At 63.2% G+C, this 12,643-nt stretch carries 8 protein-coding genes and 1 pseudogene; 2 read left to right on the top strand and 7 right to left on the bottom strand.

All coding sequences use genetic code 11. The features are described from left to right. Positions 1-125: 125 nt before the first annotated feature. The 6 genes and pseudogenes from QA649_RS11555 to QA649_RS11530 all read right to left on the bottom strand — a co-directional run bounded on the left by QA649_RS11555 (position 126) and on the right by QA649_RS11530 (position 10,719). Positions 126-575: a hypothetical protein gene (locus QA649_RS11555; RefSeq protein WP_283024283.1), complete on the bottom strand. Its 450-nt coding sequence runs from the start codon at positions 573-575 to the stop codon at positions 126-128. A 140-nt stretch (positions 576-715) separates the two neighbouring features. Next, complete coding sequence (locus tag QA649_RS11550; RefSeq protein WP_283024282.1) at positions 716-1,639, bottom strand: DUF2493 domain-containing protein; 924 nt, start codon at positions 1,637-1,639, stop codon at positions 716-718. 338 nt (positions 1,640-1,977) lie between these two features. Beyond that, positions 1,978-3,039 (bottom strand): toprim domain-containing protein, encoded by a 1,062-nt coding sequence (locus tag QA649_RS11545; protein WP_283024281.1) that lies wholly within the window; start codon positions 3,037-3,039, stop codon positions 1,978-1,980. Next, a complete protein-coding gene (locus tag QA649_RS11540) occupies positions 3,039-7,358 on the bottom strand; it encodes a bifunctional class I SAM-dependent methyltransferase/DEAD/DEAH box helicase (protein WP_283024280.1) in 4,320 nt (1,439 codons plus the stop codon). Before QA649_RS11540 ends, QA649_RS11545 begins: the two co-directional genes overlap by 1 nt. Positions 7,359-7,542: 184 nt before the next feature. Beyond that, positions 7,543-9,653, bottom strand: a pseudogene (locus tag QA649_RS11535) (ParB/RepB/Spo0J family partition protein). Positions 9,654-9,756: 103 nt separating this feature from the next. Beyond that, the gene (locus tag QA649_RS11530; RefSeq protein WP_283024279.1) at positions 9,757-10,719 is read right to left on the bottom strand and encodes a zincin-like metallopeptidase domain-containing protein; all 963 of its coding nucleotides are present in this window, start codon (positions 10,717-10,719) and stop codon (positions 9,757-9,759) included. A 779-nt stretch (positions 10,720-11,498) separates the two neighbouring features. Between QA649_RS11530 and QA649_RS11525 the strand changes: the two genes are divergently transcribed. Both QA649_RS11525 and QA649_RS11520 read left to right on the top strand, forming a co-directional pair. Next, positions 11,499-11,672 carry a hypothetical protein gene (locus tag QA649_RS11525; RefSeq protein WP_283024278.1) on the top strand — a complete coding sequence of 58 codons (174 nt, stop codon included), beginning with the start codon at positions 11,499-11,501 and terminating at the stop codon, positions 11,670-11,672. 441 nt (positions 11,673-12,113) lie between these two features. Further along, a complete protein-coding gene (locus QA649_RS11520; protein WP_283024277.1) occupies positions 12,114-12,377 on the top strand; it encodes a hypothetical protein in 264 nt (87 codons plus the stop codon). Positions 12,378-12,417: 40 nt separating this feature from the next. Here QA649_RS11520 and QA649_RS11515 read toward each other — a convergent pair whose 3' ends face one another. Next, the gene (locus QA649_RS11515) at positions 12,418-12,606 is read right to left on the bottom strand and encodes a DUF3606 domain-containing protein (protein WP_283024276.1); all 189 of its coding nucleotides are present in this window, start codon (positions 12,604-12,606) and stop codon (positions 12,418-12,420) included. Positions 12,607-12,643 lie beyond the last annotated feature (37 nt).

Genomic DNA, 12,643 nt, shown 5'->3' with positions numbered 1-12,643 from the left:
GATGACTGCCGCTCCCCCGCTCAGGTCTCGATCATCCCCGGTTCAACGCGACGGTTTACGCGCACCTTTTCGACGATGAAGGGGGACAAGGTCGCCCCCTCTGGCCATGTGGCCGTAAGAACTGGTTAGGACGGGTTCTCCACTACCCCCATCCCGCTCGAACGGGCGGTCTCCGCCAAAGCGATCAAGCGCATCCACGCCGTCACGCCAACGCAAACGGCGCCCAGGCAAGCGAAGACCTCACGCCAAGTCAGCGAAAGCACCCCGATCTGCGACACGGCGAATACCACATGATAGCCGGCGACCGCGGCGGGAACAGCGAATGCTGTCGCGATCGCGATGCGCAAGGCCAAGGGCCGAGTAACAGCGACGGCGACTTGGCCGAGGACGAGCGTCAGCGCACCGCCGGCTGTCGCGATAAGCAGCGCACCGATCAAACCAGCGCCGCTGTGAAGCGCCGTCATCCCGATACTTAGTGCGACGAAAAACGGCAGGGCATACACAGCGAGCGCAAAGATTGCCCAGCAGAATAAGCCAATGCCGAGTGTGTTGAGAACAAGCCCAAGGGCGAGCATGGTGGTGGCTCCATGTCCATAGATCTACCAGTCGCGCCTTCCACCACCACCACGGCGCAACTCTGGATATGAGTCCGAAACGAGGCGGAGTTGCGGCGCATGCAACTCCGCTTCGCCGTTTAGAGGCTGGAAGAAGGCGCTCACGCGCCGCCGAACCTCCAGACGGGGATGCCGAGCCGCTTCGCCTTGTCGGCGAGGTTGTCCTGGATGCCCGTGCCCGGGAAGTGCATGACACCGATCGGCAGGAGTTCGAGCATGGCATCGTTGCGCTTGAACGGTGCCGCCTTGGCATGTTTCGTCCAATCGGGCTTGAAGGCGATCTGGGGCACTTTGCGGGTGGTCGCCCATTTGGAGGCGATCAGTTCAGCCCCTTTCGGAGAGCCACCATGGAGCAGGACCATGTCGGGATGCTTGGCGTGAACTTTGTCGAGACGATCCCAGATGAGGTGGTGGTCGTTGAAGTCGAGCCCGCCGGTGAGTGCGATCTTCGGACCAGGCGGCAACATGACCTCGGTTTCGGCGCGGCGCTTGGCCGCGATGAAGTCGCGGGAATCGATCATCGAAGCGGTCAGCGTACGATGGTTCACCAGCGATCCCGATCGAGGGCGCCAGAATGAGCCGGTGTGAGTCTCAAAGCGCCCGATGGCCTGGTCACGGAAGAGTTCCAGGCAGTTGCGACGCTCAATCAGCGTGATGCCTTCCGCCGTGACGCGCTCGAGTTCGACTGATCGAACTTCGGAGCCGTCCTGCTCGCGCTGGCTCTTCCGCTGCGCCTGTTCATTATCGTCTAGCTGGCGACCAACGCGGGCGACGGCCCGATGGAACAGGTTGACGGTCGACCAGAGCAGATCGTCGAGGTCCGGTTCAAGCCGTGTGTCGCTCAACGTTACGACCAGGGCGTCAAAGATATCGGCGACGGCGCCGGCGATGATCTTCCCCTCGGGAAGCGGCCGTGGATCGGGCTCGTCGTCAAAGGCGCGATAGCCGAAGAGCTGCAATTCGGTGAGAGCATGGTCGGTTGGAGATGCGGCGTGCGGCGGTTCGATGTCGTCGTGCTCGGTCATGGAGCGATCCTTTGCTGGATCGGCCGCGACCATCGCGGCCTTCGTGGCGATCACTCAGACGGCAGGCGGAGCGGGCCAGAACCCGGAGCGGAGCGGAGGGCCGCAGCGGCAGCGGAGGATGGCGGAGGCCGGCTATTTTGCTTCGCGATGCAAAGCGCGCTCGCTAGATGGTTAATGTGTATTCTCGTCGCCGGCGGGCGGCGGAAAATAGCCGGTCGCAGCCATTGCCGGCCCGAGCCGCTTGCCGTCCGATCGCCCTCTAGAAGGCCGTGGTCGCGTGCTCTTCCGGCATTGGACGCGTCGTGACCGGGCTGTCGACCCCGATCGAAGTGCACGGGCTATTCCGCAGCTACCGTCGGAGAATGCAGGAAGCGGACGACGTCCTCCGGTACGAGTTGAAGGAGCAACGCTGCTCGGAGGGCCTCGAGGCCGAAGATGTGCAGATCTTCGTTGAAGTCGCCCAGCCGAGGCGACAGCGGGATGGCTGCAATGCCGACCTCTTCCGCGCGCTGGGTGAGAACTGCCTGTACGGCATCTCCAGCGGCATCTGCGTCGCGGGCGATATAGAGTCGGCGTAGGCCAGAAGGCAGCAACATGGCTGAGAGGTGATTGGCCGAGAGAGCAGCGGTCATGGGCAAGGTCGGCAACACGTAGCGCAGCGAAAGCATCGTCTCGATCCCCTCGCCCGCAGCGAGTACGTCGTCCACCACGCCGAAGCGAACGGCGTTACCAAGCAAGTCGCCCATGGCCCGTCGTGGCGTGTCAATCGGGGCCTTGCCGAGCCGCACGCGATCAAAGCCGTGTGGATCTAGCCAGGTGCGATGCACACCGGTGATCCGTCCCTCGAGGTTCGTGACAGAGGCTATCATCGCCGGCCAGGCTTCGGTCGGCAAATGATCGTCGGGCCGATAGTAGCAACGTGGGTGGAAGCGGAGGCTGCCAGCATGGTGGATGTGGGCTATTCCGCGACGCTGCAAATACGTTTCCGCCAACGTCCCTTCGATCGGACCGGATATCGCAAAAAGTCGACGAGCGGCTTCTTGCGATCCGGCCGGCACGACTGTACGAACCGGTCTCGGGAGTGACTGCTCCTCAGAACGAGGCAGCTTCAGAAAGCGCCTCGCCTCCTCGGCGACCTCGCGGAAGTCTCGCAAGGCAAGGCTTTCGCGGATGATATCGAGGAGATCGCCATGCTCCCCGGTCGCGGCATCGGTCCACTTGCCGGCGAAGCCCTTCGGCGATTCCTGGAGCCGCACAAACAACGAGCGGCCGGGCGTGTTGTGGACGTCGCCCACCACCCAGTACCGCCCCGCCCGCCTGCCATTGGAGAGATAGTGTCGGCACACCGCTTCGGCGTCGCGCGCGAGTCGGCGTGCCAGTTCGGAAGCATCGCGGGACATTAGGCGGCCTCCCGCTCACTGATGCGCGCTAGCGGATACGTGTCGAGCACTTTCGACAGGACCTCCACGCCGCTCGCGTCCGTGGGCACGAACATGCGCAGCTTCCAGGAGATGATCTCCCCAAAAAGGCCGTAAGCCCGCAGGCGATCGCGCATCGTGTCGTGGAAGCCCGACAGTTCGATGCGATATGCCCCCATCACCCGAACCCGACGAAGCTGAAGTTCCTCCGCAAGTTCGAGAACGGTCCGTCCCTCCATCAGCGCAGCAAAGGCAGCGCCCGGCGTCAGTGAAGGGGCCTCTGCGGCAAGGACATTTGCGACCCACGCGGCCGAAACCTTGCGGCCGATGATGCGTTCGCCCGCATCGGTCTGGAGCCGATAGACGCGGGTCGATTCGTTCGGCAGCCGCTTCCAGATGGGTAGCAGCAAGCCCGCCACGACGTGGATCGTGCTTTCCGTGAACTCGGGGACCTCGGCAAGCTCCGCCAGCCAGGTCGAGGCAAAGCGTTCACAATCTGCTTCGTCCCAATGACTTTCGGCCATGGTGGTCAAGGGAACCGTGTGCTGATCCATCGGCCGGATCAGACGGACGCGCCGCTCGATCTCGCCGTCATCGAGCATGACGCTCGTCGCAGGGACCTGCACGGCGGCTCTTCCCGAGCGCTCATTGACGAGCAGGACGGCCTGACGATCGGAAAGACGTGCAAGAGCGTCATCCAGACTCACCGGATGATTGCGCTGGCGCTGGGCGACCGTGAGCAGCCGGGTCTCAGCGCCGGTCCCCGGATGCTCATAGATCGTCCGCCGGTCGGTGACGACGAAGCTCTCGGCACGGAGGGTTTCCAACCCCACGTCGTAGGTGCCGGATGCAACCGCGCCTTCGATCCGAGCGGTCAAGAGCTGCTCGAAGGCGGTGAACAGCACATTCTGTAGGCCGATGGTGAGCGCCAATAACCTGTTCAGAAAGGTCGTGATCGGCGGCAGGTCATCCCTGAGCCCATTGGCATCCATGAGCTTCAGACCGGTCGCATCCTCGAAGCTCCCAAGCGAGCAGCCGTCGACCTTGCCTCGCGCGAGCAGCGTGTAGAGCTGACGCAACGCGTCGCGGCCGTACTGGCTTTCAAGGTTGTCCTCGGGCCGGAACAGGCCCTGCCCTCCGGTCTGGCGTTGGCCGCGCGTGATGGCCCCCAGCGTGTCGAGCCGGCGGGCAATGGTGCTGAGAAAGCGCTTTTCGGCCTTCACGTCGGTCGCAATCGGACGAAACAGGGGCGGCTGCGCCTGGTTGGTCCGGTTGGTCCGGCCGAGCCCCTGGATCGCGGCGTCGGCCTTCCAGCCGGGCTCGAGCAGGTAATGGACTCGCAGGCGGCGATTCCGAGCCGAAAGTTCGGCATGGTAGCTCCTCCCTGTGCCGCCCGCGTCGGAGAACACAAGGATCCGCTTGACGTCATCCATGAAGGCCGAAGTCTCCGCGAGGTTGGCCGATCCGGCTCGGTTTTCGACCACCAGCCGGTCGCGCTTGCGCACAATGCGGCGCGAGCGGCCGGTGACCTCGGCGACCATGTCGGTGCCGAAGCGCTGGACGACTTGATCCAGCGCGCCGGGTACCGGCGGTAGCGAGGCAAGCTTGTCGATGAGGCGGTCGCGTCGTGCGACGGCTTCCCGGCTCTCGACCGGCTGGCCGTCGCGATAGACAGGCCGGGAGCAGAGGTTACCTTCCGAGTCGGTGAAGGGTTCGTAGAGCTGGACTGGGAAGGAATGAGCGAGGTAGTCGAGGACATACTCGCGCGGCGTGATGTCGACCTGGATGTCGCCCCATTCTTCGGTCGGGATCTCAGCGAGCCGGCGCTCCATCAGCGCTTCGCCCGTCGACACGATCTGGATGACCGCTGCGTGTCCACCCTCAAGATCCTGCTCGATCGATCGGATGAGAGACGGCGTCTTCATCGAGGTGAGGAGGTGACCGAAGAAGCGCTGCTTCGCGCTCTCGAAGGCCGAGCGGGCCGCAGATTTGGCCTGCCCGTTCAGCGTTCCCGTTGCGCCTGTGATGTTGGCGGCTCGCATCGCCGCATCGAGGTTATTATGGATGACGCTGAACGCACCGGCATAGGCGTCGTAAATGCGAACCTGCTCCGGCGTAAGCTGGTGCTCCACCAAGTCGTACTCGACGCCCTCGTAAGACAGCGAGCGGGCCGCGTAGAGTCCGAGCGCCTTGAGGTCGCGCGCCAGCACCTCCATGGCCGCGACGCCGCCCTCCTCGATTGCTTCGACGAACTCGGCGCGGGTGGCGAACGGAAAGTCGGCGCCGCCCCAAAGGCCGAGGCGTTGGGCATAAGCGAGGTTATGAACCATGGTGGCGCCCGTCGCCGACACATAAACCACGCGTGCATTCGGCAAGGCGTGCTGAAGCCTCAAGCCCGCGCGCCCCTGCTGAGAGGCCGCCTGATCGCCGCGCTCGCCCTTGCCCCCGACCGCATTCTGCATGGCGTGGCTCTCGTCGAAGATGATCACTCCGTCGAAGTCCGAGCCCAACCATTCGACGATCTGCCTGACGCGCGAAAGCTTTTCGCCACGCTCGTCGGTCCTTAGCGTGGCGTAGGTGGTAAATAGGAGGCCTTCCGCAAGCCGGATCGGGGTGCCCTGTCGAAAGCGAGAAAGAGGCGTAACCAGCAGGCGCTCCATGCCGAGCGCGGACCAATCGCGCTGCGCGTCCTCGATCAGCTTGTCGGACTTGCTGATCCAGATCGCACGGCGGCGGCCCTTGAGCCAGTTGTCGAGCAGGATCCCCGCGACCTGCCGCCCCTTGCCCGCCCCGGTGCCATCGCCCAAGAACCAGCCGCGGCGAAAGCGGACCGCATTTTCCGCGTCGTCGCGCGCGGCGGCCAAAACATCAAAGGTCGCGTCGACCGTCCAGGAGCCCGCGATAAACTCGGAATGTGCCTCGCCGGCATAGATGACGCTCTCGAGCTGAGCGTCCGACAGAACTCCGTCTGCCAACAGAGTCGAAGGCAGGTACGGACGATACGATGGCTTCGGTGACGCAACGGACGCCATCGCCGCGGACTGCACGAGTTTGGTCGGGTGTGCGCACGATCCGGGAATACGAATCGATTGCAGTGCGTATTCCTCGTAAAGCGCATCAGTCAGCCGGGCGCCTTCTGGCGGCGACCATTCAACCGTCTCGTACGTAAGTTCGACGCCTTCTGGCGCGGCGTCTCTCGAAGAAGACGATGAGCGTGGTGCAACGGCGCCCAGCGATCGCGACATAGCCGGCCGCTCGATAGCGACGATCTCCGGAGACATGGCGACGGGCAGCCTTGGAGGCACATGCTGGTTCACCCATTCGAGCAAGGTAGCGATGTCGGCCGCCATGCCTGGCGAAGCTGGAAAAGCCGTCGGATCGGCAGCGGGCAGCTTGTCAATCACAAGCAGCCGTGTGTCGATTTGTGTTCCGTGCTTCGCGTAAACGGTGCCGTCGATCGCGGCGGAAAACACCACCTGTCCGCGTTCCTGGAGCCGCACAAAGGATTCTCGCCATGCTGGGTTATCCGGTGCGAAGCCGGAGCCGGTGATCGCGACGAGGCGTCCACCGTCGCAAAGACGCCCGAGCGATGAAGCGATGTGACGGAGAGCCGCATCCTCCATCCGTCGATCGACATTCGCCAGCGCGGAGAACGGCGGGTTCATCAGTACGACGCTCGGTACGACACTGGCGTCGAGATGATCGTCGATCTGGGCGGCGTCGAACCGCGTAACCTTAACGCTTGCGAAGAGACGATCGAGCAGCGATGCGCGAGCCTCGGCCAACTCGTTCAACACCAAGGCACCGCCGGCGAGCTCGGCAAACACGGCGAGCAAACCGGTCCCCGCGGAGGGCTCCAGGACGCGATCGGCCGGCGCAATGCCGGCTGCGGTGCATGCCGCAAGCCCGAGCTGGATCGGTGTCGAGAATTGCTGAAGCGCCTGACTGTCCTCGGAACGCCGCGTATGGGTCGGCAAACAGCTCGCGACCTTCACAAGCATCGGTAGCATGGCGACGGTCGAGCCGGCCTTGGCGCGCATCGCCGGGCCGAATTTGCGAAGGAACAGAACGGTTGCCGCCTCGCAGACGTCATAGGCGGTTTTCCAGTTCCAAACGCCGGCTGTGTCCGAAGCGCCAAAGGCGGCTTCCATGGCGCTACGCAGAACAGCGGCATCGATGCGCCGGCCGCGTTCGAGCTCGGTCAGAAGCTGTCGCGCGGCCCTGACGGCGGCTGAGGTGAGATTTGCAGCGGCACGCATGGAGAGCGGCGTGGCGACGCCGCCGGCAAGAGATTCGGTCATGGCAGGATTTCTTTCGGAGAGCAGGAACGGGTCGAACCATCAGGCGCTCTCCTCCGCCCCAACGGCTCAAACCCTTCCCGGCCTAGCTCTCCCTCTGAGCCCTCACCCATAAGAATGGGGACCGGCACTGTGCACCGGTCCCCAAGCAACCGCAGGACGGCCGGAGCCGTCCCGCTCAGTGTTTTCACTCAGCCGCGTCGAGCTGTTGCGGATCTTCGTCGCCGCCGTTCTCTTGATCCTTCTCATCGGCAAGGAAGTCGGGCAGAGGGCCCGCTTCGCCCTCCTGCACCACTGGCGCCGCATTGAGATCGACGAGACGCAGCGGCCCTGGCAACCAGCCCGAGCCATAGAGTAGACGCTCGGCCTCCTTTGCCATCTCAGCCTTCTTCAGATGGTCGACCAGTTGGGCCGACGACTCGCCCTTGGCTTCCCGCACCGCTTCCAGAATCCGCGGCTTGGTGACCCGGCCGAGATAGTTGTCGACGGTCGGTCGCCAACCAACCTCCGCCATGTCGAGTCTGACTGCGCGGACCAGCACCTCAGCCTGGTCGAGACGCGTGCGAACGCCATTGGCGGAGACGCGCCCCTGATTGTAGCGATTCGCTGGCTCATAGACGGCGTTGACGGCAAATGATGCACAATGGGCGAACAGCGATGCCTGCGCACGACCATCAAGAGCCGTGAGTGCATCCCAGAGATCGCTTTCGCTCTTCGGCAACCGTGCCTTCCAGGCCTCATGCCGCGCCTCGACCGCCTTCGCAGACACGCTTTCTCTCAACCCAGGAGCTTGAGCGGGAAAATTCGGCGTGCGAAGGCTGATCTCAAGACAGCTCCCCGACGATGCGAACCGATAAAAGGCCGTCAGCACGAAGTTATGCAGCACGGCCTGGAACGCAATCGCTGGATTTTCTGCCAGCGCATCCCGCAATGCCAGCGTACGATGCGCCGTCAGCTCGGTGGTCAGCCGATCCGGCAGAGGCCTGGCCGCGTCCTCATCAACTTCTTCGACGTCAGGAGCACTTCCCGCGACTGCGATCACCGTGCGCTCGACGGAGGGACCCTCTCCTTGACCTTCGGTCGACGGCGCGTCGGCGCCCTGCTCGACATCAGGATCAATTTCCTGCACCTCGTCCTCCGGCCGGACGTAACCCCGGTCCACGGAGAGCCGTCCTTCGGAATCGATGCTGATGAAGACACCCGCTCGGGCGATCTCCGTCGGTTCGTAAAGCATCGGCCGGTCTTCGAATGCCGCCAGTGCCGACTCGATTGCGCCGAGACGCTGATCCACCTCGTCGGGCAATTCGTCGGCATCCTGGTAGTCGGCTTCCAGCTTCGCCTGCTCTGCATTCAGCGCATCAATGGTGGCCTGCCCCTCAGACGAGAGATCGACAGGTCTGCCCTCGATTTCACATAGGCCTTGGGTGTGACCGTAGGGGAACTCTACGGCGACCGATATCCACTTCCAACCTTCGGCCGCAATCGTCTCAGCCTCGGCCTTGAGCTTTTCGGTAACGAGGCGGTCGAGCAGCACGACGTCCTGAAGCCAGCCGCCGTCGTCGTGCTCGAACAGATCTCGCAGAACGCCGCCACCCGCGTTCTGATAGGATCAAGGCCCACAAATTGGGCGCGGCGATCGGACCCGCGTACGGTGTTCTCGGTGAGCAAGCGCCGGATCTGGTAAGACTCGTCATAGCCGGAACGGCTGACATTCTCCCAGACTTGCTCCTGGCGGGCGTGATCGGCCATGACCGAGAACGCCATGAGCTGCTCGAGAGTCATGCCGTCTTCGGCATAGACCTCATGCAGCTTCGGCGACACCGACGCCAGCCGCAGCCGCTGCTTCACGATCGCTGGGTTCACGAAGTGGCGGGCGGCGATGTCTTCCTCGGACATGCCGAGATCGCGGAGTGTCTGGAAGGCCCGAAACTGATCGAGCGGGTGCAGGCCGACCCGCTCATCGTTCTCCGCCACCGAATCGTCCGCGGCGATACCCCCTTCACGCACAACGCACGGTACCGCCTGCGCCTTTCGTTTTTGCTTCACCAGGAGCTCGAGAGCGCGATAGCGCCTGCCGCCCGCTGGCACCTCGAACATGCCGGTCTCGTTACCATCTTCATCAACAACGGCCCGGACACTCAGACTTTGCAGAAGCGTACGCTGCGCGATGCTCTCGGCTAGCTGCTCGATCGAGACACCGGCCTTGACGCGGCGAACGTTCGACTGGCTGAGCACGAGCTTGTTGAAGGGGATGTCCCGGGAAGGCGACAGCGTGATCTTTTGTACGGCTTTCGTCATCTTGGCTCTCCACGACGGGCGGCCGTGAGACTCTCTCTCGGCTTCCAACCCGTCGCGAACAGCCTCCCCTCCTCTCACTCTCGCGCAGCCACCAGGCCAAGCATCACGCCGTCTCGTGATCGGCGACAACCAAATCCAGCGACGGGAGCTCGATGGACCCGGGAACGAAGCCGAGCAAATAGTCCACGGCCTTGCTCGCCTGTGAGGCGGCACGCACGATGGCCCGACTGTCTTCGCGCAGGACTTCAAGCCAGGAGCCGATATAGTCGGCATGGCGCACGGTCGGGACGATCCCGAGCGACGCGCAGCTGAATGCGGAACTCAACTCGGCGACCAGTTCTTCAAAGGCATATTTCTTCGTACCGTAGGATCCGCTCTGGTCGCGATTGAGGCGCGAGGGATGCCCGGTCGCATGACCGAGTTCATGCAACGCGGTGCGGTGCCAGTTGATGGGTTCGAAATAGGCCTGCGGCGGCGGGACCTGAACATAGTCTTCGGCTGTTGCGTAGAATGCGCGATCTCCACCAATCCGAAATGAAACTCCGCTGGCCTTGATCAGGGCGTCGACCGTGGGTTCGATGAGGCCAGCCGGCGGTGGCGGCGCAGCGGTGGCCATCTCGTCAGGCAAATCTGCGCACTGATCGACGTTGAAAACGGTAAATCGCTTGAGGAATGGAATCGCCTGCGCGTCTTCGCCGGTCTCGGCGGCGCGGCGCTTTTCGTCATCCGGCACGAAACGATCAGCATAGACGACTGTGGTGCCGCGCTCCCCCTTGCGAACGTGGCCGCCAAGCGAGAGCGCCTGACGAAATGTGAGCCAACTTTGACCTGTAAATCCGCGTTCGGTTACGGCTCCCCAGAGGATGAGGATATTCACCCCACTGTATTGCCGGTTGGTCGACGCGTTTTTCGGCATGGCCAGCGGCGCTTTCGCCGCGGCCGTACCCCAGGGCTGGACCCAGGGGACGCGTCCGGCCTCAAGCTCGGCGATGATCTTGTCGGTGATTTCGCTATAGAGGTTCGCCCGGTCGTGGTCGGCGCGCGCGCAAGCATTAGGGTGTGACATCGCGGATCTCCGCGACGGGCGCCACGAGCCTCTCTCGCAGCTTGTAACCCGTCACGGAAAAACCCAGCCTGCACTCTTACTTTCAGCCTCTAGCGCCATCTACCTGGGACCCAGGCCCGATCAGGCGTGTGCCCAAGGGCGCATCGCCTCAACGGAAAATGGCACCCGGAGAGCGTGAGCATAGCGACCCGAAGGGGCACGCGGGTCCGAGTGCAGCGACGAGACCGGTTCAATAGCGGCACCCGGGAACGGGGCAGTGATAGCGATCGCCGAAAGGCGAGCCCCTTTCCCGAGTGCCCCCGGCGAGGAGCACCAAAGCTCTAGCGCGAGGGATCGAAGCCTCAAGGCCGAGACGCTGCGCGGCTCGGTTCACGAGAGCCCGGTGCGGCTCTGGCCGCACGCGCCAAAACCTGGGCGAACGTGATGCAGGCAATGATACGAGAACAGCCCGGCGTTTTCACAGGAGTCTCACAATTGTGGAAGAGAGGCCTGTGGGCGGAGCGAAAGCAAACACCACTCGCGGACGCGGCGAAAGAGGCACCCGCAGGAGGGTCAGCATAGCGCCGACGCGTAGCGGCGGGACCCGGGACCGAGTGCAGTCGTGAGACCGGTTAAGAAGGCACCCGACCCGAAGGGCAGTGATAGCGACGCCGGCATGCGATGACGGCAGGCCCGAGGGCGAGTGCCTTCGGCGAGCGACTCAATGCGGCTTCACGTCTGCTTGGTATCAATTTTGCTTTTGTGATAACGTCTCACTCGTGCGCATGTCGATGCACGGCGTGAGCATGTTCACTGAGCCAATTCTTTACAGAGGACGACATGGCCAAGAAAGCGAAGAAGGCAAAGAAGACCGCGAAGGCAGCTACCAAGAAGGTGGCAAAGAAGACTTCAAAGAAGAAGTAGTCATATCGGCTACTGATCTATTGCCACCTCCGGGTCGCAAACCCGGATGAATAGCGAGACCTTCCCAAAGGGTATGATTCCTTTGCAGCCGTTTGGTATCGCGGCACGCTAAGATAAGGCCGGACCTTTGTGCAGGTGGCTGCTGCATAAAGGTCCGGTTTTTCGTTTCTGCCCCGCGAGGGCGCTATCTTCTCGTGCGCGAGGGATCGAAGCCGCAAGGCCGAGACGCTGCGCGGCTCGGTTCACGAGAGCCCGGTGCGGCAACAGCCGCACGCGCAAAACGGAGCAGGAGCAACCACCTGAGCTCGGACGTCTGAAGCATCGGAAAACGGTTCTTCTGTTCGTTCTTGCCCACCCTAGCATCTGGCCGGGCGGAAGAATTCGGCCTTTGAAGGACCACGAGATCCCACGATCCGGAATCCCAGTCGTGTGTCAGCGATGGGGAACGTCTGGGCGACTAAACGATTCGTCCCAGCGTGGGAGAACCTTCAATGCTGATGACCAAGCAGAGACAGCTGGTGATCCGCACCTTGCGCGGATGGGCAATCCACGTGCTTCAGGAAGCCGGCGCCATCCGCGAGTGCGAGGAGCACGGCTGGATGCAGGACCGCGCCGATCCGCATGCACGAGAGCGGGCCCTTGATATCGCCCGTGGAGCCCCGCCAGCAGGCGTCTCCCCTGATGCAGCGGCGGCCGAGGTTCGTGACGTGCTGAACTCGATCGGTGATACCTGCCCGGAATGCACCCCGGACTAGAGGCCGTGACAAACATCAACGTCAGCCCGGCCTTCCCCTTTCAACGGCTCAGCTTCTTCTCCACGCGCTTGCGCGCATTGCCGACCTTTTTGACGGCCTTTTTAACGGCTGATGCCGACTTTCTGGTCTTCTTTGCCTCGTACTGTACTTCATAGTTCTGCCCACCGGCCACCCGCGCCCGGTCCTGTTTTCGTCCGCGCGCCGTCTTCGTCTTCTTCGCTACCGCCATGGGTGCCTCCTGTTGTGACATCCAAGCAACGCGAATG

Origin of the sequence: Bradyrhizobium sp. CB1717, assembly GCF_029714325.1 — a bacterium.
Taxonomy (GTDB): Bacteria; Pseudomonadota; Alphaproteobacteria; order Rhizobiales; family Xanthobacteraceae; genus Bradyrhizobium.
Note: the sequence above shows the minus strand (reverse complement) of the source record. Positions and strands in the feature narration are given on the sequence as shown.

Excerpts from the sequence above, each read along its gene's own strand:
- QA649_RS11555 (WP_283024283.1), bottom strand. The coding sequence starts at position 575 with ATGCTCGCCCTTGGGCTTGTTCTCAACACACTCGGCATTGGCTTATTC.
- QA649_RS11550 (WP_283024282.1), bottom strand. The coding sequence starts at position 1,639 with ATGACCGAGCACGACGACATCGAACCGCCGCACGCCGCATCTCCAACC.
- QA649_RS11545 (WP_283024281.1), bottom strand. The coding sequence starts at position 3,039 with ATGTCCCGCGATGCTTCCGAACTGGCACGCCGACTCGCGCGCGACGCC.
- QA649_RS11540 (WP_283024280.1), bottom strand. The coding sequence starts at position 7,358 with ATGACCGAATCTCTTGCCGGCGGCGTCGCCACGCCGCTCTCCATGCGT.
- QA649_RS11530 (WP_283024279.1), bottom strand. The coding sequence starts at position 10,719 with ATGTCACACCCTAATGCTTGCGCGCGCGCCGACCACGACCGGGCGAAC.
- QA649_RS11520 (WP_283024277.1), top strand. The coding sequence starts at position 12,114 with ATGCTGATGACCAAGCAGAGACAGCTGGTGATCCGCACCTTGCGCGGA.
- QA649_RS11515 (WP_283024276.1), bottom strand. The coding sequence starts at position 12,606 with ATGGCGGTAGCGAAGAAGACGAAGACGGCGCGCGGACGAAAACAGGAC.